Consider the following 22,160-nt stretch of genomic DNA (forward strand, 5'->3'; position numbering starts at 1 on the left):
GTAAATTTTTTTTGATAACAGGCATTCAAGAAAAAAAATTTCATATTTTCTTTATAGTGTGAAAATATTTTCAGGAGGAAGTTATGACTCAGAACTCACCCACACACGTTATTCAACGGATTCAATCTGCATACTCTAGTCTCAGCGAGAAAGAAAAAGCCATTGCAGATTTTATATTGGAGCACCCGGATACCATTATCCATTCCTCCATTAATCAAGTATCAGAAGCTTTAAAGGTTGCAGATGCTACCGTGTTCCGATTTTGTAAACGAATAGGATTTAAAGGATACCAAGCTCTCAAAATTGCATTGGCATCTGAAGTCATTCATCCAATTAAAGACATTCATGAAACGATATCCGACGAGGATTCAGAGGAAACGATATTCGAAAAAGTTTTCACATCCAATATTCAAGCGCTGGAATATACAAAAGCGCTGGATCAAAGCTTTAGAGAAGCAGTGGATGTACTTTTAGAGGCGGAGCAAGTCTTTTTTTATGGGAATGGAGGATCCGGGATCATCGCATTAGACGGTGAGCATAAATTTATGAGAAGTGGTTTGCCATCTCATGCTTATACAGATTCGCACATGCAACTAATGACAGCTGCACAGCTTACTCCTAAAAATGTGGCTGTGTTCATTTCTCATACTGGTTCGAATAAGGATTTGCTAGAAGTATTGGAAGTTGCAAATGAATCTGGTGCCAAGACAATAGGGATTACGAATTTTGCTAAAACTTCATTGAGTAAAAACGTACATGTCTGCTTGTACACAGCATCAAAAGAAACAGAGTTCCGTTCTGAAGCATTATCCTCAAGAATTGCACAGCTTTCTCTTTTAGACAGCTTATATATAAGTTATTGTATTAAAAAGAAAGAACAATCGAAGCATGCATTACAACAAGTTAGAGAGGCGATTGCAAGGAAACGGGTTTGATAGGATGGGAAAAGATTGGTATCTGGGCTGCAAAGCGAAACCACCATAATCGGTGGCTTTCAAAACTTAACCAAAATCTTTATAGTTCGCCTGATAATCCCTTATAATCTCACGCGCACCTTTCAAATCTTGGACAAGTCGATATGGTTTTGTAATCACTCGAATCGGTAAACTGAAAAGGAAATGACTTAAATCTTCTCTATATTCATTTGTTATTCGAGCAGGCTTAGAAGCAATGCGATGATAAGATTCTTTATAGAACTCTTCCATCACATTGACTCGTAGCTCGATTCCATTTTGGCAATCCTCACATTCAACCTTTGTTATGACATCATTGAGGTACGTGATTAGGTGCAGGGTGTCGTCTTCACAATGAATACAGAATAATTCCGTCTCCATGTATTTCCTTTTCATACAGTTCACCTCACGCAAATTGTTTATGTTAGTATATAACATCTGTATAGGATTCATACCAAAACCCGTCACCAAAAGGTAACGGGTTTTCATATGCTCCTTATTCTGTTGGTTGAACAGCTTTTTTTGCCGCTTGGTACACTTCCTCGATGGATTTACCCATGCTTGCCTCTACTGCTGCTACATAGGCTCCTTCTACCAGTGCAACATCCTTGGCTACTTGAACATTATCGTGATTAGACATCTCAATCGCCATCTCTGCATTCATTAGTGCACTACCGAGATCATAAAACAACAGAACACCTTTCTCACTTTGTACTTCTTCTATAGCATCCGATATCTTCTCAAAGCTTGTGCCAATCTCATTTTCATCTGTTCCACCAGCTGCAACGACGGGAACATCTTGAATAACTTGCGTAATTAAATCTTTAATCCCTTCGGCAACTTTCGGACTGTGTGAGACTAATACGATTCCGACATATGACATATTAATTCCCTTCCTCTAATACATTGGCTAGCGATTCAAATAGATAATAAGACGATACAGAGCCTGCATCCAGATGGCCAATGGAACGTTCTTTCAAGTAAGCTGCTCTTCCCTTAGTTGCCATAATATTCTTCGTTGCTTCCATTGCATCTTTTGCTGTCTTTTTTATTTCCTCTGGTTGGAGGTCTTCTGATTGCTCCAACAACTCCTGAACTGGTGTCCAAACATCAATTAACGTCTTTTCACCTTCGGTCGCCTTTCCTCGTTGCTTCATACCTTCTAACGCCTGACGAACAGCTTCCGCGAGATCCTCTTGGCTTACAGATTCTTTACCCTTTGTTGACATCGACATTTTCAAAAAAGCTGTTCCGTATAATGGCCCAGATGCACCGCCCACCTTAGCCATTAGAGTCATCGCAACATCCTTCAAAACATCTGAAACTGTTTCATATTCAGAAGAAGAAGTCTTTTCGATGACTGCTTGAAAGCCACGAGCCATATTGATGCCGTGATCTCCATCCCCTATAGCTTGATCTAAGGCGGATAAGTATTCCTTATTTTCTTGGATTTTTTCATTTGTCCGTTCGATCCACATTAATGCTTGTGCAACATGAAGTTCCATCGACTTCTCCTCCTCTGTGTTATATTCGAAATGCAGGTGCTTTAGACTCGGAATCTAGCAATTCCTTTAATTCATCATCGAGTTTTAATAGACTGACAGAACAACCCGCCATTTCTAGGGAAGTCATGTATTCCCCAACGAACGTTTTGTACACTTTAATACCTTTCTCTGCTAAGATATCTTGTACTTTTCCATTCAAAATAAATAATTCCATCTCTGGAGTAGAGCCTAATCCATTTACCATCACCGCAACTTCAGAGCTAGTGTAATCCATGTCCTCTAAAATTTTCCCTGTTAACTCCTCCGCAATTTCATCCGCAGTCGCAATTGTTTTGCGCTCTATTCCTGGCTCCCCATGAATTCCAATGCCGATTTCCATTTCATCCTCTGCTAGCTCGAAACTTGGCTTTCCGGAAGCTGGGACCGTACACGGACTTAGTGCCATCCCCATGGAGCGAACGTTCGCAACTACTTTGTCTGCAACTGCTTTAACTTCTTCTAAGGAGCCGCCCTTATCTGCCTTTGCTCCAGCAATCTTATGAACAAAAACCGTGCCCGCAATTCCTCGACGTCCTGTAGTAAAGGAGCTATCTTCTACAGCCACATCGTCATTTACAATCACTTTTTCTACTCTTATTCCTTCCGCCTCTGCTAGCTCAGCAGCCATCTCAAAATTCATGACATCCCCTGTATAGTTTTTAATAACAAGGAATACACCAGCGCTACCATCTACTGCCTTAATAGCCTCAAAGACTTGGTCAGGAGTTGGAGAAGTAAAAGTTTCACCACATACCGCGGCATCTAACATACCTGCTCCGACATAACCAGCGTGGGCTGGCTCATGGCCACTACCTCCACCACTAACTAAGGCAACCTTGTTTGTTACGGGCGCATCTTTACGTACGACAACAGTTGTATCCGGTACTTGCTTCAAGCTTTCCGGATATGCGGCAACTAGTCCTTTCAACATATCTTGTACTACTTGATTTGGATCATTTACGATTTTCTTCATCCTATTTCCCTCCTCATAATAGTAAAACTCCATCCATCGTGCAGCAAAATGATGACAACGCTTACAACAACTTTTAAACTCTAAATGACTTGTGACTGAATGTATATATGTAAATGAGCAGTTAACTCCACGAGCTGTAGAGTCAACTGTCATTCATTATGCAACTGGATGAACGGCTTCGTATAGAAGTTGATCTAACTCATCCGTGTAACCTTTTACACGTTCGTTATCCCAGCTAAAGAGCTTAGCAAGATAAGCTATTACAGACTCTTTATGTGTATGCACCCAATTTATATCGAAGAACAAAGCACCCGTTCTTCGAATGAAAAAGTCTACCGGTTTATATGCCAACTCTTCCTCAATAGCGTAATGCAGCATTGCGAAGACGGCTGGATCCACTTGCTCAGTAATCGCTAGTTCTTTTTTCTCTTCATAAATGCGTAACACTTTTTCTGCATTTGAACCATAACGATGTGCAATGGTTCTAGCATCCTTTTCGGCAAGACCTAAGCGTTTCGCCTTCTCTACCATTGATTGATAGAACTGCTCATAGCCTTTAGAGCCTCCTACGTCTCCTCCAGAAAGAGGAAGATGCTTTGTAACGGTATCCGAGTACAAAATGCCAATCTCTTGCTTTAGTTGATCTCTTACTAAATCAACCACACTTTCTGCCATTTTGCGATATCCCGTTAATTTTCCACCAGCAATCGAGATCAAACCAGAATCGGAGACAAATATCTCATCTTTACGAGAAATTTCAGAAGGGTCTTTTCCTTCTTCGTGAATAAGTGGACGTAAACCTGCCCAGCTAGATTCCACATCATCTGCTGTTATATTCACCTCAGGGAACATAAAATCAATAGCCTTTAAGACATAATCTCGATCCTCCACCGTCATTGTCGGGTGCGCAATATTTCCTTTGTACACCGTATCCGTTGTCCCTACGTAAGTTTTTCCCTCGCGAGGAATCGCAAATACCATACGGCCGTCTGGTGTATCAAAATAAATAGCCTGTTTTAAAGGGAATCGCTCTTGGTCAAACACAAGGTGAATTCCTTTTGTTAGCTGTAGGGTTTTTCCTTTTTTGGAATGATCCTTTTCTCGAATCGTATCGACCCATGGACCAGCAGCATTCACAATCTTTTTAGCGTAAATGGTATGCTTAGAACCATCAATTTGATCTTCCACCTCTACCCCAGTTACTTTTTCCTCTTCATAAACAAGATTGGATACCTTCGCATAGTTTAAAGACAGTGCTCCTTTTTCTACTGCTTTTTTCATAACTTCAATCGTAAGACGTGCATCATCCGTTTTGTACTCGACATAGTAGCCTGCCCCTTTAATTCCCTCTCTCTTAAGAAGTGGCTCTTTTTGCAGTGCTACATCTGGTGAAAACATCTTCCTTCGCTCTTCCTTTTTAACTCCTGCTAGAAAGTCATACACTCTTAATCCAATGTTTGTCGTAAAAGGACCAAATGTTCCTCCCTTATAAAAAGGAAGCATCATCCATTCAGGTGTTGTAACATGCGGTGCATTTTCATACACAATCGCACGCTCTTTTCCAACTTCCGCTACGACTCCAATCTCAAATTGCTTTAGATAACGCAAACCACCGTGAACGAGCTTCGTTGATCGGCTAGATGTGCCAGCTGCAAAATCCTGCATTTCTACAACTCCAACCTTCATACCTCTTGTTACGGCATCTAAAGCAATACCTGATCCTGTGATCCCTCCACCGATTACAAGTAAATCAAGAGGTGATTCTTCCATTTGTTTGTATGTTTCCATTCGATTCAGACTGGAAAATGACATACCCATCGCTCCTTTTATATGTGTAAAATCGTTACGATGTTTTCCTCTTTATCTCTTTTCCCTAAAGGAACCCAACTTTATCTTTAGTTTGGATAGAAAAAGAGACCACAATTCACCTAAGATAAGAATATTATCTTAAGATAAATGCGGTCTCTCGATTTCTCCGTCCAAAATATTAACTTTGTTGTTATTATAGCATGAAAGATTAGGAGATTAAAAGAATATTACTTAAAAACTCTTGTTGCTTCGACCGCTTTTTGCCAGCCAGCATAAAGCTCCTTACGTTTTGCTTCTTCCATCTCATTCGTAAAGGTACGGTCGTTTTGCCATTGTTTGCCGATTTCCTCTTTATCCTTCCAGTAGCCAACTGCAAGACCTGCGAGGTAGGCAGCACCTAAAGCTGTTGTTTCGTTTACAACTGGGCGATCCACAGGAACACCTAGAATGTCACTTTGGAATTGCATTAAGAAGTTATTCTTAACTGCTCCCCCATCGACACGAAGTGTTTTAAGATCAATACCAGAATCTGCAATCATCGCATCTAACACGTCTTTCGTTTGGTAAGCTAGAGATTCTAACGTCGCACGGATAAAGTGTTCTTTTGAAGTACCACGTGTAAGCCCAAATACCGCTCCACGCGCATCACTATCCCAGTATGGTGTACCTAACCCAACGAACGCTGGAACTAGATATACCCCATCCGTAGAATCTACTTTCGTCGCGAAAGCTTCACTCTCTGGTGCGTTTTCAATAATACGAAGTCCGTCACGAAGCCACTGAATAGCAGATCCAGCTACGAAAATACTACCTTCTAATGCATACTCCACTTTTCCATCAACACCCCATGCTAGGGTAGTGAGTAATCCATTTTCAGAGCGAACCGCTTTTTCTCCAGTGTTCATGAGCATAAAGCAACCAGTACCATAAGTGTTTTTCGCCATTCCACTTTCGAAGCACGCCTGCCCAAATAACGCAGCTTGTTGATCACCAGCAATTCCTGCAATTGGAACCTCTTTACCGAAGAAGTGGTAATCAACTGTTTTCGCGTACACTTCTGAAGAAGGACGGACTTCTGGAAGCATGCTTTTCGGCACACCTAAAATGTCAAGTAGCTCATCGTCCCATTTCAGGTCATAGATATTATACATTAAAGTACGAGATGCATTGGAATAATCCGTTACGTGTGTTTTTCCACCAGAAAGCTTGTAAACTAACCAAGAATCAATCGTTCCGAAAAGAAGATCTCCGTTATCGGCTTTCTCACGAGCACCCTCGACATTATCTAAAATCCACTTAACCTTTGTTCCCGCAAAGTAAGGATCTAGTAATAAACCTGTTTTCTCACGGAATAGATCGTTCAGTCCTTTTTCACGTAAGTCTTTACAAATACCTTCTGTTTGACGAGATTGCCACACGACTGCTTTGTAAATCGGTTTTCCAGTGTTTTTATCCCAGACAACTGTTGTTTCACGTTGGTTGGTAATTCCAATCCCTGCAATCTGATCTGGCTCAACATCTGCTTTCCTTAATACTTCAGAAATAACTGCTAGGATAGACGTCCAAATTTCATTCGCGTCATGCTCTACCCATCCTGGCTTCGGAAAGAACTGTTCAAACTCGCGTTGCGCTGTTTCTACAATCTCCCCATCATGATTAAATAAAATTGCACGTGAACTAGTTGTTCCTTGGTCTAATGATAAAATATATTGACCCAAAATGATCTCCTCCTCTTTTTTTATATTGCTTTTTTTACATTACTCACTTGAGTATTTTTCTTTTTTAACTCACTGTTTAATGCTGCAATAAGGATTACCGCGATAACCGCAGATACAATCCAGAATGCTAATGAAAGATCACCAGTGAAAATAGCGTGGTAGAATAAACCGCCATATATACCTCCGATGACTGGTCCAATCACTGGAATCCAAGCGTACCCCCAATTGGATCCGCCTTTACCGATAATTGGTAGAATAGCATGTGCAATTCGTGGACCTAAATCACGTGCTGGGTTAATCGCATAACCAGTTGTTCCACCAAGAGAAAGACCGATTGCTACAATTAATAACCCAACAATAGCTGGATTTAACCCTTCTGTAAATTGGTTTGCACCAATAAACATTAGCCCCATAACTAGAACGAATGTACCGATAATCTCACTCACTAGGTTAGAGTACGTGCTTTTGATTGCTGGTCCTGTAGAAAATACGGCAAGCTTCGCTCCTTGATCTTCTGTTTCTCTCCAGTGCGGTAGATATTGAAAGAACACGATACACGCACCAATAAAGGCACCTATCATTTGTGCTGTAATGTACATCGGAACTTTATCCCATGGAAACTCTCCAACTGCAGCAAATCCTAATGTTACTGCTGGATTTAGATGAGCTCCTGATACACTTCCAACCGCATACACACCCATGGTAACCGCTAGACCCCATCCTACGGTTACGACAATCCAGCCTGCGCCTTCTGCAATTGATTTCTTTAAGTTTACACCACCTACTACACCACCACCAAAAATGATCAATATCATTGTACCGATTATTTCCGCTAAAAATTCGGACATGTTTAAATCCCCCTTAGATTTAAAAATCATACTATAAATCCAACAAGTCCGTGCACGGAAAATGATAGAAATATAGAAAAGACCCACACCGCAAACACATACTTCACCTAAGGAAAGTACTATTTGTAGTGTGGGTCTCCCAGATCTCCATCACATTCTTTAACTTGTTAATACAAGACTAATACATATTGTAAGCGTTGTCAACAATTTTTAATGAAAAATTTAAAGTGCGTCTCGTATGAGCGTTCAAGGTATGTATATTAATGTTCAGCAGCAGGTTATCATCACTTCAACGTAAAAAACCGAAGCATCTCGCTTCGGTTAAAGATTCCATAGCTTTGAATTGGATGTCGTTACAGCTTCCGCTCCGCCATCCATTGCATTTTGGACATCCTCTTCCGTTCGAATGAGGCCGCCTGCAATAACTGGAAGGTTGGTAGAGTCCCGTACTTCACGAATAATTTTCGGAATTAATCCTGGTAACACTTCTATGTAGTCTGGTTTCACATTATTAATGATTTTAAGGTTATGCTCCAATGCATGACTATCTAGCACGAACAAACGTTGGATAGCGAGTAATCCATGTTTTTTGGCAAGTCCAATGACATTTCCTCTCGTAGAAATAATCCCGTCAACTTTCACATCCCGAATTAGAAATTCCATTCCGAATTCATCTGCCTTTAATCCTTGGATTAAATCTGCGTGAATCAAAACTTTTTTGTTTTCTTTTTTTGCATACCGTACTAAGCTCGGAATTTGTGACAGTCTTGATTCAAGAAAAATCATATGCTTCTGTTTTTTACTTCTTAATACCTTTTCAAAATCCTTTTCATGCTTGATAGCTGGTAGCACTCCTGTTAATTCCTCCACCAACCCGTTCACCCCATTTTTCTTTTTATCTGCAATAGTATTATCTTAACAAAAAGTGGACAACGTTACTATATGTACAAACAGCAGATCTTACAACCTATATATTCCTTGTTATACTATAGGTAAACCATATTTATGAGGTGATAGAAGTGAAGTATAGAAAAATCGGGAAAACAGACTTAGAATCTTCTGTTATTGGAGTAGGTACATGGCAATTTGGTGGCGAATGGGGGAAAAACTTCATCCAATCCGAAGTAGATGCGATTCTAGATACTGCACAAGAACAGGGCATTAACCTTATTGACACGGCCGAATGTTATGGAGACCACTTATCCGAGTCGTTGATTGGAAATTATTTAAGTAGAAGAAATAGAGAAGATTGGATTGTAGCTACAAAATTCGGGCATCACTTCATCGAAAACTTTGAACGGACGCGACATTGGAATCCAGACGAAGTGCTTAAACAGTTAGATGACTCGTTAAAATCTCTTCAAACCGACTACATAGATTTATACCAAGCGCATTCGTGTACCGATGAAGAATTTGATAATGATGATTTGTGGACGATGTTAGACAAACAAGTGCAAGCCGGAAAAATTCGTCATCTAGGTATATCCTTACGTGCCAATGACGATACGTTCCAAACAAAAGCCGCATCTGATATGAATGCAGAAGCAATTCAAGTGGTGTATAACCGCTTGGATCGTAAACCAGAAGATACGGTATTTCCAATAAGCGAAGAACAAAATTTAGGGGTATTGGCTAGAGTTCCATTAGCTAGTGGCTATTTAAGTGGTAAATATAAACCTGGCGCAACATTTCAAAAGGATGATGTACGTTCCAGACATGATCAAAAAGAAACAGAAAAATTACTACGCCTTGTTCAGGAGATTGAGCAGCATGAGGTTCCGAAGGATATACCGATGGCCGCATGGGCACTTGCTTGGTGCTTAAAGCATCCAGCAGTTAGTGTTGTTATTCCTGGCTGTAAAACACCAGAGCAAGTAATCTCAAATGCAGAAGCAGCAGATCTCGATATCGTTTCAAGTGAACATCCTCAACATGTAAACAGGTAGAACGACAGCGTTCTACCTGTTTTTTCGTGTATGAAACCTCCCTTTTTTATCAAACTAGATGGAAAGGAGGTTTCTATTATGGATTCAGATAATCAACATCACCAAACGGATAGTTGTCCAGAATGCAACGGTCGTGGCTATCATACCTTTTATACGGATTTATTTACAGCTACACATCCTTGCTCTATGTGCACAGAAGCATTTCGTGTAGATGAAGACTCAACTAGTGTGTAAACTTTTCTCCGAAGAAAGTCCCTTGTCGTATAAATAAGTGGACCAAAACGGAATAAGAAAGATTCCTAATAAAATATAGAATAGAATTTCAATATGATATTGATCTACAATAAAGCCGCCGAATAGAGGTCCAACCATATGTCCTGCTGTCGAAACACTGTTGATGAAGCCTTGATAGAAACCAGTTCGTCCTTTTGGGGCTAGTTGATTTGCTAATGTAGGAATGGCCGGCCAAACGAGCATTTCCCCTATGGTAAGGATAATCATCGCGACCGCAAACATAGTAAAACTTTTCGCAAACAAGATGACTATAAAGGAAAGGATGAAAATCGTATTTCCAATATAAATGTGCTTCCTCGGATCTTGTATCTTTTTTGTTAAGAGCTTCAACAAAGGCTGGCTTGCCACAATAAGGAACCCATTAATGGTCCATAGTAGGCTATACTGATTGACCGGAATACCTAAGTCTTGGGTGTAAGAGGCAATTGTCGTTTGCCATTGCACATAACCAATCCAACACATAAAGAACCCAACACTAAGAATAAGCAAGGCACGAAAAGCCTTTTTATCTTTAATTTTTGTATTCAATTCTTTTACCCCTGCATAGGCTGCTTGTGTATGTGTGTCCATATGCTTATACGCGAAAAACACATAGACAAAAAATAATATATAAATAGAAGCATTTGCCATAAAGATATATTCAAAAGAAAATGCAGCCACGAATCCACCTATAGAAGCACCGAGTGCAACCCCTAAATTTTGAGCGACATAAATGGAATTAAACGCTCGACGTCCTCCCTCCGGCCATACTGATCCAGCCATCGCAAACATAGCAGGACGCGTGATGCCAGCGCCAAACCCCATAACGATCAATAACAGCGTATAAGGGACTATAGTGTGGTAAAACGCAAGTAAGGAGGCAGAAAGTACCGCAATGGAGGAACCAGTTAGAATCGTCTTATATCCGCCCCATCGATCAAATAAATGACCACCAATAAGATTCCCGATAATCGCGAACCCTTGGTTTAACATTAATATGACCCCTGCAAATGCCAGTGATTCTCCTAGTTCATTGTGCATATAAATCGTATTTAAGGGCCAAATAAAAGAGGCACCTGTTACATTTATGGCCATCCCGATAATTAACAACCATATGTTACGTGGCATGTGTCCACTCACCTTTTCTGTATAAGTCCAAAGGAAAATTCTAATACATAAAAGAGAGAAACACAACTGCAAAGAAGTGAAACAAATATTTAATTGTTTCCGTATTGTTTAGTTGTAAGAAACCGAAAACATTTTCAAGGAGGAACTAAAGTGATCGTCCTAACAGGTGAGCATGTTCCCGGATATATCGTAAAAGAAATAAAAGGCCCCGCATTTGGTCTAACCGTGAGAGCGCGTGGTTTAGGAAAAGATATTACTGCCGCTTTTAAAGGATTAGTCGGTGGAGAAATTCGCCAATATGTAGAAATGCTTGAAGACGCTCGTAAAGAAGCAATGGATCGAATGATAGAAAATGCACAGCAAATGGGGGCAGATGCTATTATCATGTTTCGGTTTGATTCAGGAAGCATCAGTCAAAACATGAGCGAAATTGTTGCATATGGTACTGCCGTTTCCCTTGAAAAGGATGAGTCATGGTAAAATTAGTAATCGGTTATTTCATTTTTCAAACCGTCTTATTTTTGGTTTTATTTATTATTAGTAATCGAACCGATAAACGAAGTAGATCGAAATATGTGCACATAAGTGAAGTACCGGAAGGCTTTGTGAAAACGTCAGAATCTTTTATGGATATGAAGAAAAAAATCCCGGTATATGTATATTACAACCATGAAACTGGAAAAAGAGTTTATGTTATTGAATAATGAGGAGGGACAATAGATTTCCTCCTTATTTCATTATCTCCGTTCTATTTAGTGGACATAATGAAACAAAGATGACTATAAGATAGGAGTTTTATCATGCATCACTTTAATGAAGTCTTTATTCAAATTCTAATTTTACTTGCTATTTCTATATTTGTTATAGGAGTAGCGAAAAAACTGAAGCAACCGTATACCATTGCACTTGTGCTAGTAGGTCTAATTTTTGGATTGTTCCAAGGTCCAATTCCACTTTTAGAAGAAGCGGAGCATTTCATCACCCAATCCAGCGTCTTTCAAGCAATCATTATCTCGTTGTTTCTTCCAATCCTATTAGGGGACGCAACATTAAAGCTCCCTTTTCACCACATCTTACACCAGAAAAAGGCTGTGATGAGTACGGCATTAATCGGAACATTACTTTCCTTTCTACTCATCGGCTTTTCTACATACTATTTACTCGATTTACCGATATCCGTTGCGTTTACATTCGCAGCGCTAATGAGTGCAACGGATCCTATTAGTGTCTTATCAATTTTCAAGTCGGCTGGTGTCTCTCAGAAGGTCTCAACCATTATGGAAGGCGAATCTTTATTTAATGATGGAATCGCAGTCGTTTTGTTCAAAATCTCCTCCATTTTCTTGCTGACGTATATTGAAATGGGATGGGAAGGTTTTGCAAGTGGAATTTTTCTGTTTTTCAAGTTTGCGATTGGAGGAGCATTACTTGGGTTAGCCTTAGGATTTATCGCATCCCAAATCATTCGCTTCTACGACGATTATCCATTTGAAATCGCCGTTTCAGCCTTATTATTCTTCGGGAGTTATTTTATCGCAGAACATATAGAGGTTTCTGGGGTCATTGCTGTCGTTGCTGGTGGGTTTGTATTCAGTGATTACGGTGCTAAAATCGGCATGTCAAAACAGACGCACACAAATATTAATACATTTTGGGACGTCATCACTTTAATTGCCAATTCAATTATCTTCTTATTAATTGGACTAGAAATTCGAAACATTGATTTTTCGGGAAAGTGGCTCATGATTGTCGTTGCCATCGCTCTTGTACTTCTTGCACGCACCATTGCCTTGTACGGTAGTACGTCACTGTTGAAAGACATTTCCCGGAAAGAACGGTTACTTCTAAACTGGGGTGGATTAAAAGGAAGTCTATCCATCGCATTAGCATTAAGTTTACCTAGTTCCTTTGAAGGCAGAGATACTGTATTGATTTTAACCTTCTCCGTTGTATTATTCTCATTATTTATACAAGGGCTTACCATACAGCCATTGATTAAGGCATTGGGATTATCAACGAAAAAATAACTGACAAGGAAGCCTAGCTCCATATCGCTAGACTTCCTTATTTTATCTAATCTAAAGAGTCTCTTTCTGTTTCTGAAAACACCCTTGAACGTGTTAAAAACCGCTTCCCTTCTGGTCCCTCTACCGAAAACATGCCACCTCTTCCATCTATAACATCAATGATTAATTGGGTATGCTTCCAGTATTCATATTGATCTTTTGACATGTAAAAAGGAGTATCTCCAATGTAACCTAGTAACACGTCCGTTTGACCCACCTTAAATTCTTCTCTAGGAAAACACATCGGAGAACTACCGTCACAGCATCCACCGGACTGATGGAATAATAGCGGACCATGCCGCTCTTTTAATCGACTTAGCAGTTCCACTGTGGCGTCCGTCGCAATGACTTTTTCCACCATGTCCACTCCTCCTTCTGGATTTTAAAATAACCCCGTTGCCTCTGTGCTATAACTAACTAGTAAATTTTTCGTTTGTTTGGTAATGGTCTAGCATCATCTTATGGTTTTCTCTACCGATACCAGATTTCTTATATCCTCCAAACGCAGCGTGGGCTGGGTAAGCATGATAACAATTGGTCCATATTCTTCCCGCTTCAATTGCCCTTCCAAATCGATACGCGGTGTGAACGTTTCGAGACCAGACACCTGCCCCTAATCCATATAACGTATCATTGGCAATGTTCAGTGCTTCCTCGTCATCTTTGAACGTCGAGACAGATAAAACAGGACCAAAAATCTCTTCTTGGAAAATTCTCATCTTGTTGTGTCCCTTAAATACCGTCGGCTTCACGTAATAGCCACCGGCAAGTTCACCATCTAATTGATTCACCTCTCCCCCAATTAGTACCTCCGCTCCTTCTTGCTTGCCAATATCTAGATAAGATTTTATTTTCTCCATTTGCTCCTGTGACGCTTGTGCTCCCATCATCGTATCGGTATCTAATGGGTGACCGATTTTGATAGATTCAATTCGTTCTAACGCACGTTCCATGAATGTATCATAAATAGATTCATGAATAAGTGCTCTGGAAGGGCACGTACAAACCTCCCCTTGATTTAAGGCAAACATCACAAGTCCTTCAATTGCTTTATCTAAGAAACTATCGTCTCTATCCATGACATCTTTAAAGAAAATGTTTGGGGATTTCCCACCTAATTCAAGGGTCACTGGGATAATATTTTCGGAAGCATATTGCATGATAAGACGACCAGTAGTGGTTTCACCTGTGAACGCAATCTTAGCAATTCGATTACTGGAGGCTAACGGCTTACCGGTCTCTAAGCCGAACCCATTGACGATATTGACAACACCCCTAGGTAACAAATCATCAATTAACTCCATAAGAACATGGATAGATGCTGGTGTTTGCTCCGCTGGTTTTAACACTACTGTATTCCCAGCAGCTAAAGCCGGGGCAAGCTTCCATGTAGCCATTAGAATAGGGAAATTCCAAGGAATAATTTGTCCAACCACGCCTAAAGGTTCATGAAAGTGATAAGCTACTGTATCTTCATCTAATTGACTTATGCTTCCTTCCTGTGCTCGAATGGTCGCTGCAAAATAACGAAAATGATCAATAGCTAATGGAATATCTGCCGCAAGTGTTTCACGCACTGCTTTCCCGTTATCCCACGTTTCTGCTACTGCCAGCATTTCAAGGTTTTCTTCCATACGGTCCGCTATTTTATTTAGAATAATGGCACGCTCTGTTGGAGAAGTCTTCCCCCAAGCCTCTTTTGCTGCGTGTGCTGCATCTAGTGCTGATTCCACATCCTCTGCAGAGGACCTAGCAACCTGACAGAACACCTTTCCATCCACAGGACTAACATTTTCAAAGTATTGTCCATGCACAGGTGCTCGCCATTCTCCCCCTATAAAATTGTCGTAGCGCTCTTTAAAATCAACCTTTGCTCCTGGACTGTTTGGTACTGCATACTTCATTACACATTCCTCCCGCATATTTGTAATCGCTTTCATTTTGTGGTGTGAAAACATAGTTGAAAGAACCTATTATTTATATACGAATCCCCTATTAAAAATATTACTAGAAGGAACAAAAGATTATTTTACAAAACAAAAAGACACTCTATGTTAGCAGTGTCTTTTTCTACACTAAATCATGTTTATACGCATAGATGGCAGCTTGTGTTCTATCCTGCACTTCTAGCTTACTCAATACATTGCTTACATGTACCTTAGTTGTTTTCAAAGCAATAAACAAATCATCTGCAATCTCCTGATTTGACTTACCTTCGGCTATTAATAGTAAAATTTCCATTTCTCTTGCTGTTAAAGATTCATGTAACATTGGGGTATTTTTTTGTCTTAGCTTTGACATTACCTTTGATGTAACCTCCGGTTCAAATACAGCGTCCCCTTCATGAGTCTTCCGGATCGCTTTCGCTATTTCACTTGCTTTCGACGTTTTTAATAGATAACTCGTTGCTCCAGCTTCTAACGCTGGATACACTTTGTCATCATCAATAAAGCTTGTTACAACAATGATTTTTGCTTCCGGCCATTCTTCCATAATCTTTTTAGTAGCGGTGATCCCATCCATCTCGTCCATAACGAGGTCCATCAAAATCACATCCGGACGAAGCTCCAAGGCGAGTTCCACCCCTTTTGCCCCATTATCCGCTTCCGCAACCACTTCAATGTCTGGTTGGACAGACAAATAAGAGCTCACCCCGATTCGAACCATTTCGTGATCATCAACAAAAAGTACTCTAATCATTTTCATCACCTTCTTCCGCTACTAGTGGAACTCGTACTTCTAACCTTGTCCCTTGATTTGGTACACTTACAACTCGTAAAGTAGCCCCGACCTCTGCTGCTCTTTCTTTCATATTTTCTAAACCGTAGGAACCAGACTGACTTGCTTCCATATCGAATCCAACTCCATCATCCATAACCCTTAAAATAGCAAAGTCCTCTCGTTCTATTAACCAAATATCCAAGGATCTCGCTTTCGAATGACGTAACGTATTGGAAACAGATTCCTGAAAAATACGAAATAAGTGGTCTTCAACCCCTTTACTTAAATGGACGGACTCCATTTTCCACGTTACCTCAATTGGCACTTTCTGCTTCAGTTCTTCTAAGAGCTGTTTCATACCTTCTGTTAAAGACTTGTCTTTTAGAGCAACGGGTCTCAAGTGAAGAAGTAACGCCCTCATTTCCAGCTGAGACTGTTGAATCATCATCTCTACCTGTCGAAGCTGTTTCGCCGTTAACTCATCCCAGTCCAAACCACCTTCTGTAATAGCAGAAACCATCATAGAAGCCGCGAATAATTCCTGGCTTACGGAATCATGAAGCTCTCTAGCTAAGCGATTTCTTTCTTCTGAGATCACTTCCTCCATCTTCTTCTCTTGATCCTCTACACGTTCATCGACTAGTTTTTGTGATATTTTTGTTTGTTCTACCAAATAACGTTGCGCAGCTGACAGCTTCTCCGCTACTCGTTTCATTTCACAGAGTGCAACAGGAAATGCCTCTTCTTTGAACGTTCCTTTCTGTAATTCATCTAATCCAGCTTCTAGCTCACGAAAACGTTGCTTCCAGTACCACCCGTTTAAGCCTCCCGTCAAACAGCCAAGCAACAAACCAGCTATTAGAATATCGATTACAATCGGCAGCTCGAATACTCTGATTTTCCAGAGTAATTCCAAATTTTCTAAAGGAAACGCAGCGAAAAACAACCCGAAGGATACTACAATAACTAGGAGTGAGAAGAGTATGCCAATCCCTATAGAACGCTTAAAAATACTCATACTCGTTTCACCTCTATTTTTCCTATTAATGTAGAGGTGAAAATTTTGACTTTTTGGCTTGAATCTTCAAACTGATCGGTTTTAAAGTGAACGACCTTATTCCACATATTTTCTTCCATATAATTAAAAATTCGTAAGGACCCAAACAGGACGGAATGCTGCACAGACACTTCTACGTCATATGGGACGAGTATTTGGATAGTTCCAGCAACATTTCGAATGGAAACAATAGGTGGATCCTTTGGAATAACAGTATAGCTTAAGTCAATAACCGTATCTCCGATTCCAGATTGAATATTGACATCTGTCCATTCGTAGGCTGAAGCTTTCGTATATTGAGAACCAAACCATCTATTTGTAAACAGGGTACTCTTCTTTTGAAGCGTCTCATCCTGATCAATAATATGATCAAATTCTGGACGGAATTGATAGGGTTCTTGTCTAGATTTGTACAGCTTATATAAGAAGTAGGAAAGAATGGATAGAGCGAATAGCTTAAAAGCGAACGTTTCCATTATCGTAAGAAATATGATGATGATGGAGCTCCAAAATAAAACCTTTCCCCACATTTTTTTAAAGTTATTTTTTCCAACGTAGACTCCGATTGAAAATATTGCAACTAGGATGAGTAAGCCAGTATCTAGTATTACAAACTCATACAGAAAGATAACAGCTGTAACGATCAATAAGATTTCTACTACATTAAAGTTTTTCTTCTGTCTCATAGGGTACTCCTTTTCTCTATTTCCCTAAAATAGAGAGATTAATGCGAAAGAGAAGACGTGCAGAACACGCTTCTCTTTCTAGATTACCACGAATGGATTAAGTAGTAGTATATTTATTTTTCTCTAGCTCTGCCAACCTTGCATCTAACGTATGCATCCGATAATCGGACTTCACTTTTTCTTCTAAGCGTTCAATATAGTTTTCAAGCTCCGAGAATTTAGAAATGCTTTTGGACGCCAAATCCGATTGTATGACTCGATTCATTCCTTGATGTGCTTTCGCTACATTTTCTCTTCCTTTAAGCTCTAGTCGTTTTACATAAAGCTCTTTAATCTTGTACTTCATTTGCTCATATTTACTTTCTAACTGCTCCAGTTCTTTAATAGATTGATCCCGAAGACTAGACAGCTTGTCCACTCTTTCTTGGTATAACTGCTTCTCTTGCTCCGCATGTTCTTGAAGTTCACTTTCACCTGCTTCGGCAGCTAGATCTGCTTGGCGAGTTCTTTTTTCTAGCATGGACTTAGCATGATTGTATTCTTTCGAGAATTCTTGTTTTACTAGGTATTGCTTCTCCACCAAAGCCCGGATCTTTTTCGCTTGCTGCTCACATTGGCGTACATATTCGTTTAACTGTACCATTGGATTTTTTTCTTCTTTTTGATCAAGCATCTCGTGAAAATCAGCTACAATTGAATCTTTTAAACGTGTAAATAAGTTAGACATATCCATTCTCCTTTTTCGTTTGTGTTTGTTATGCTTCAAAATTATGTGGTGCATCTCCAATGAATACACCTAGAAATGAAAATACTTTAAAATAAAACTTCATCTTTCGCGAACAACTTCTCATCTTTATCCTTTTTCCATTTTTTATAGGTGTAATATAGAACGACAAATGCAACTACACCTATGAAAGCTGGAATATTTGCTAGGGATAAGGAAATACCAATCAAGATGACAAATCCCCAGAGGATTTTTTCAGTTACTGAGCTTGTTAGGACAAACTTTTTAATCGCGTAATAGGAAACAAGTAAACTAATCGTAAGCAGAATCATTGGTCCTATGTTCGAGACGATTAAAATAGCCGCCACAATGGCTAAAACAGCGAGCAAAAATGTTTTCATATGCTTGTTCTCTCCTTTCATGCTTCTATCATAAAAAGAATCCCTACTAGATATAACGACCTTGCGTTATAATTTTCACTAAGCCTTTAGGCTTATCTCTACTAATTCCCCAGAATTCATATAAAATAAGGGATAGCAAGGAGAAGGTCATATAAATTAACAAAATATTTAAAAAATGTTAAAATAATATTATGTCTAATTTCCGGGCTATGTACTTACCTTACTGTCATTTCTTTTCCTAACCGGAAACAAAAGAAAAAGATAAAAGGGGATCGATCGTTTCAAAATGCTTAGAAAGGACGTGGCTATAATCGAAACGAATACAACACAACCAACACCAAGTAACACCCTCCATAGAGATATGGACCATTTAAGAGAACTTTTGGATAACGTACTATTCCATGAAGGTGGAGAGGAGCTTCTAGAAAAAGTAAAGAAAATCCGGACGTTATCGCAAACGCTCCGAGAAACAAACGATAAAAAGGCGTATGAGCAAATTAAAGAAGAAATGGCATCCTTAAAACCTTCGCTGAGAAAAAATGTAATCCGCGCTTTCTCTGTCTACTTACATTTGGTAAATATCGCTGAACAAAATTATCGAAGCCGTAGACGAAGAGAGTATCAATCACAGGATACAGATATTATCCAGCCCGGTTCATTAGAGGATGGTGTAGACAAGCTAGTCAAAAACGATATCTCACCTGAAATCATTTCCAATATGCTTCAAAAATTATCACTTGAATTAATTATTACCGCTCACCCAACCGAAGCTACAAGAAGAACCATTTTACAAATTCATCAGCGGATTGCAGGCTTGTTAAAAGCGCTCGATTATGTTTTTACTCGTCACGAGAAAAAGACAATAGAAGAAACCATTTCAAATGAAATTATGATTCTATGGCAGACGACAGAAATTCGTGACCGAAAACCTTCTGTCATGAATGAAGTGGAAAATGGTCTTTACTATTTTGATCATGTTTTATTTGATGTTCTCCCGCGGATTCACCAAGATTTAGAGGACTTATTGAATGATCGAATCGATGGACAATTTGAAGTACCATCATTCTTACGTTTTGGTTCTTGGATTGGGGGAGACCGTGATGGTAACCCGAATGTAAAAGCAACGACAACATGGGGTACATTGGAAACGCATCGAGAACTCGTACTTAAAAAATATCGCCAATCTCTAGAGTCTTTACGTGAACTTCTTAGTCATTCTGCAAAAGTAGTAGAAGTTAGCAATGAAATTGTTGAAGCTGTAGAAGCAGAAAAAGAGTTAATCAAGGAAGATCCTTGGCCAAGTGAAGATGAGATTTACCGTGTGAAGCTTTCGATAATGTTAAAAAAGCTGGAGCTTGTTAAGGGAAATCAGCCAGGCAGATATGAAACAGCAGAGCAATTACTAGCCGATTTACACCAAATTCGTGATAGTATTACCCTTCATCATCCAAATGGTAACCCTATCAAACTATTACGCAAAATTATTCGCCAAGTAGAACTATTTGGATTCCATCTTGCTTCACTTGATATAAGAAACCATAGTGGGGAGCATGAATCGGCGGTTGCAGAAGTGTTAAAGGCTGTTAACATTTCTCCAAACTATAATGATTTGTCAGAGAAGGAAAAAGTGGATGTACTATGCAGCGTGTTAGAGGATCCACGTCCAATGATTTCGATTTATGATACGTACACTCCTGAGACACAGGAAATCATTGATACGTTCCGAATGATAAAACGAGCACACGATACGTTCGGAGAGCGTGCAATTGAAGTATATTTAATTAGTATGACACAATCTGTTAGTGACTTACTAGAAGTCCTTGTACTTGCAAAAGAAGCAGGACTTTACCGCGTTTATCCAAACGGAAGAATTATTAGTAAGCTACACATTGCACCATTATTAGAAACGATTGACGACTTAAAAAACGGTCCTGGAATGATCAAGCAATTGTTTGATATCCCACTCTACCGCAAGCACCTTGCTGCTAGAAAGGATCTTCAAGAAATTATGCTTGGCTATTCGGACAGCAGTAAGGACGGTGGAACCCTAACTGCAAACTGGGAGCTATACAAAGCACAGCAAGAAATCCATGACATTGCATCGGATTACGGAGTAAAACTGAAGTACTTCCACGGACGCGGTGGATCCCTAGGTCGTGGTGGTGGTCCATTGAATGCTAGTCTATTGTCACAACCACCAGTCACACTTGGAGACGGAGTAAAAATAACCGAACAAGGAGAGGTGCTCTCTTCTCGTTATTTATTATCAGATATTGCTTATCGTAGTTTAGAACAAGCGACGACTACGATGATGACTGCTATTTCTGGAATAACAAGTCACCCAGATCAACACTTGATGCCAACACCAGAAGCGGTACAAGCAATGAGTGAAATATCTGATTTCGCGCTACAAAAATATCAAGACCTTATCTTCAAAGACAAGGATTTCTTAACATACTTTAAAGAAGCAACGCCGCTTAACGAGCTTGGTGACTTGAATATCGGATCTCGCCCAATGAGCCGTAAAGGTAGTAACCGTTTTGAAGACTTACGTGCGATTCCATGGGTATTTGCATGGACTCAGAGTCGCCAGCTATTACCAGGATGGTATGCAGCTGGAACCGGCTTACAAAAATACGTTGAGAAAACTGGGGATTGGGCATTACTCAAAAATATGTACCGTTCATGGCCGTTCTTTAAAGCAACGATTAATAATCTCCAGATGGCACTGACGAAAGCAGACTTAGCAACAGCTAGAGAGTATTCCAAGATGGTTAATGATCAAACCATTGAAAAACGTATCTTTGGTGAGATTGAAAAAGAATACGAGCTTACAAGAGAAGTTGTCCTACAAATCACCGGACAATCCGAGTTACTAGATCATACACCAAACATTAAGGAATCTGTTCGCCTTAGAAATCCGTTTGTAGATCCACTAAACCTATTCCAGGTAGAATTAATTTCCGAATTAAGAAAAGAAAAGAAACATGATCAATCTGCGGATGATTTACTAACGGAAGTATTACTAACGATTAACGGAATTGCAGCAGGACTTCGTAACACAGGTTGATACTTAAAGACTCCAACCGACATGGTTGGAGTCTTTTGTATAAATGGTAATTTTTCAAAAAATACCAAACTAATTACATTTGAAAAGGCATACAGGACGATTTTTCGCTTAATTTGTAAAAAAATGTATTTATTTTGGGTAAAATTTCTTTTGTGTATTTCAAATTTTGCACTTATGATGATTGTATATTAATTCCCAGTCGTTGGTGTATTTATCTTTCTAGCGATTCGCGGTAAAATACAA

The 22,160-nt window shown here is 39.6% G+C and carries 22 protein-coding genes and 1 pseudogene; 7 read left to right on the top strand and 16 right to left on the bottom strand.

The genetic code is table 11. The features are described 5' to 3' along the window. Positions 1-83 precede the first annotated feature (83 nt). Positions 84-935, top strand: coding sequence for a MurR/RpiR family transcriptional regulator (locus tag FN924_RS14675; protein ID WP_143895744.1), 852 nt, complete (start codon positions 84-86; stop codon positions 933-935). Positions 936-1,001: 66 nt separating this feature from the next. Here the strand turns inward: FN924_RS14675 and FN924_RS14680 are convergent, their stop codons facing one another. The 8 genes from FN924_RS14680 to FN924_RS14715 form a co-directional block, all read right to left on the bottom strand. Next, positions 1,002-1,349, bottom strand: a complete 348-nt coding sequence (locus FN924_RS14680) for a bh protein (RefSeq protein ID WP_143895746.1) — start codon at positions 1,347-1,349, stop codon at positions 1,002-1,004. A 100-nt stretch (positions 1,350-1,449) separates the two neighbouring features. Then, complete coding sequence (gene dhaM, locus FN924_RS14685) at positions 1,450-1,836, bottom strand: dihydroxyacetone kinase phosphoryl donor subunit DhaM (protein WP_143895748.1); 387 nt, start codon at positions 1,834-1,836, stop codon at positions 1,450-1,452. Position 1,837: 1 nt separating this feature from the next. Beyond that, positions 1,838-2,458: a dihydroxyacetone kinase subunit DhaL gene (dhaL, locus tag FN924_RS14690; RefSeq protein ID WP_143895750.1), complete on the bottom strand. Its 621-nt coding sequence runs from the start codon at positions 2,456-2,458 to the stop codon at positions 1,838-1,840. Between the two features lie 19 nt (positions 2,459-2,477). After that, positions 2,478-3,470 carry a dihydroxyacetone kinase subunit DhaK gene (gene dhaK, locus FN924_RS14695; RefSeq protein ID WP_143895752.1) on the bottom strand — a complete coding sequence of 331 codons (993 nt, stop codon included), beginning with the start codon at positions 3,468-3,470 and terminating at the stop codon, positions 2,478-2,480. A 156-nt stretch (positions 3,471-3,626) separates the two neighbouring features. Then, on the bottom strand, positions 3,627-5,282 hold the full coding sequence (locus tag FN924_RS14700; RefSeq protein WP_143895754.1) for a glycerol-3-phosphate dehydrogenase/oxidase: 1,656 nt from the start codon (positions 5,280-5,282) through the stop codon (positions 3,627-3,629). Positions 5,283-5,506: 224 nt separating this feature from the next. After that, on the bottom strand, positions 5,507-6,997 hold the full coding sequence (glpK, locus tag FN924_RS14705; protein WP_143895756.1) for a glycerol kinase GlpK: 1,491 nt from the start codon (positions 6,995-6,997) through the stop codon (positions 5,507-5,509). 20 nt (positions 6,998-7,017) lie between these two features. After that, positions 7,018-7,845: an MIP/aquaporin family protein gene (locus FN924_RS14710; RefSeq protein ID WP_143895758.1), complete on the bottom strand. Its 828-nt coding sequence runs from the start codon at positions 7,843-7,845 to the stop codon at positions 7,018-7,020. A 321-nt stretch (positions 7,846-8,166) separates the two neighbouring features. Next, positions 8,167-8,715, bottom strand: a complete 549-nt coding sequence (locus FN924_RS14715) for a glycerol-3-phosphate responsive antiterminator (protein ID WP_143895761.1) — start codon at positions 8,713-8,715, stop codon at positions 8,167-8,169. A 149-nt stretch (positions 8,716-8,864) separates the two neighbouring features. Here FN924_RS14715 and FN924_RS14720 point away from each other — a divergent pair, with 149 nt between their 5' ends. Both FN924_RS14720 and FN924_RS18950 read left to right on the top strand, forming a co-directional pair. Next, positions 8,865-9,791, top strand: coding sequence for an aldo/keto reductase (locus FN924_RS14720; protein WP_143895763.1), 927 nt, complete (start codon positions 8,865-8,867; stop codon positions 9,789-9,791). A gap of 78 nt (positions 9,792-9,869) precedes the next feature. Further along, positions 9,870-10,025, top strand: coding sequence for a hypothetical protein (locus FN924_RS18950; RefSeq protein WP_158634025.1), 156 nt, complete (start codon positions 9,870-9,872; stop codon positions 10,023-10,025). Here FN924_RS18950 and FN924_RS14725 read toward each other — a convergent pair. Next, the gene (locus FN924_RS14725) at positions 10,011-11,192 is read right to left on the bottom strand and encodes an MDR family MFS transporter (RefSeq protein ID WP_143895765.1); all 1,182 of its coding nucleotides are present in this window, start codon (positions 11,190-11,192) and stop codon (positions 10,011-10,013) included. The genes FN924_RS18950 and FN924_RS14725 overlap by 15 nt on opposite strands. Positions 11,193-11,342: 150 nt before the next feature. Between FN924_RS14725 and FN924_RS14730 the strand changes: the two genes are divergently transcribed. The 3 genes from FN924_RS14730 to FN924_RS14740 all read left to right on the top strand — a co-directional run bounded on the left by FN924_RS14730 (position 11,343) and on the right by FN924_RS14740 (position 13,219). Continuing rightward, complete coding sequence (locus tag FN924_RS14730) at positions 11,343-11,672, top strand: heavy metal-binding domain-containing protein (RefSeq protein ID WP_143895767.1); 330 nt, start codon at positions 11,343-11,345, stop codon at positions 11,670-11,672. After that, complete coding sequence (locus FN924_RS14735) at positions 11,666-11,896, top strand: hypothetical protein (RefSeq protein WP_143895769.1); 231 nt, start codon at positions 11,666-11,668, stop codon at positions 11,894-11,896. Before FN924_RS14730 ends, FN924_RS14735 begins: the two co-directional genes overlap by 7 nt. A 96-nt stretch (positions 11,897-11,992) precedes the next feature. Next, complete coding sequence (locus tag FN924_RS14740) at positions 11,993-13,219, top strand: cation:proton antiporter (protein ID WP_143895771.1); 1,227 nt, start codon at positions 11,993-11,995, stop codon at positions 13,217-13,219. A 46-nt stretch (positions 13,220-13,265) separates the two neighbouring features. On the opposite strand, the gene FN924_RS14745 is transcribed toward FN924_RS14740, so the two are convergent. The 7 genes and pseudogenes from FN924_RS14745 to FN924_RS14775 form a co-directional block, all read right to left on the bottom strand. Continuing rightward, entirely contained in the window at positions 13,266-13,619 is a 354-nt protein-coding gene (locus FN924_RS14745) for a DUF779 domain-containing protein (RefSeq protein WP_143895773.1), read from the bottom strand. A gap of 21 nt (positions 13,620-13,640) precedes the next feature. Continuing rightward, positions 13,641-15,162, bottom strand: a pseudogene (adh, locus tag FN924_RS14750) (aldehyde dehydrogenase). A gap of 166 nt (positions 15,163-15,328) precedes the next feature. Continuing rightward, positions 15,329-15,958, bottom strand: a complete 630-nt coding sequence (locus FN924_RS14755; protein WP_143895774.1) for a response regulator — start codon at positions 15,956-15,958, stop codon at positions 15,329-15,331. Further along, on the bottom strand, positions 15,951-16,997 hold the full coding sequence (locus FN924_RS14760) for a sensor histidine kinase (protein WP_143895776.1): 1,047 nt from the start codon (positions 16,995-16,997) through the stop codon (positions 15,951-15,953). Before FN924_RS14760 ends, FN924_RS14755 begins: the two co-directional genes overlap by 8 nt. After that, the gene (gene liaF, locus FN924_RS14765; RefSeq protein WP_143895778.1) at positions 16,994-17,722 is read right to left on the bottom strand and encodes a cell wall-active antibiotics response protein LiaF; all 729 of its coding nucleotides are present in this window, start codon (positions 17,720-17,722) and stop codon (positions 16,994-16,996) included. The genes FN924_RS14760 and liaF overlap by 4 nt, the downstream gene beginning before the upstream one ends. A gap of 97 nt (positions 17,723-17,819) precedes the next feature. Next, positions 17,820-18,449: a PspA/IM30 family protein gene (locus FN924_RS14770; protein WP_143895780.1), complete on the bottom strand. Its 630-nt coding sequence runs from the start codon at positions 18,447-18,449 to the stop codon at positions 17,820-17,822. 86 nt (positions 18,450-18,535) lie between these two features. Beyond that, positions 18,536-18,847, bottom strand: coding sequence for a lmo0954 family membrane protein (locus tag FN924_RS14775; RefSeq protein WP_143895782.1), 312 nt, complete (start codon positions 18,845-18,847; stop codon positions 18,536-18,538). Between the two features lie 286 nt (positions 18,848-19,133). On the opposite strand from FN924_RS14775, the gene ppc reads away from it, so the two are divergent. Next, a complete protein-coding gene (ppc, locus tag FN924_RS14780) occupies positions 19,134-21,917 on the top strand; it encodes a phosphoenolpyruvate carboxylase (RefSeq protein ID WP_407691993.1) in 2,784 nt (927 codons plus the stop codon). The last annotated feature ends 243 nt before the right edge of the window (positions 21,918-22,160 follow it).

Source organism: Radiobacillus deserti (assembly GCF_007301515.1).
Lineage (GTDB): Bacteria > Bacillota > Bacilli > Bacillales > Amphibacillaceae > Radiobacillus > Radiobacillus deserti.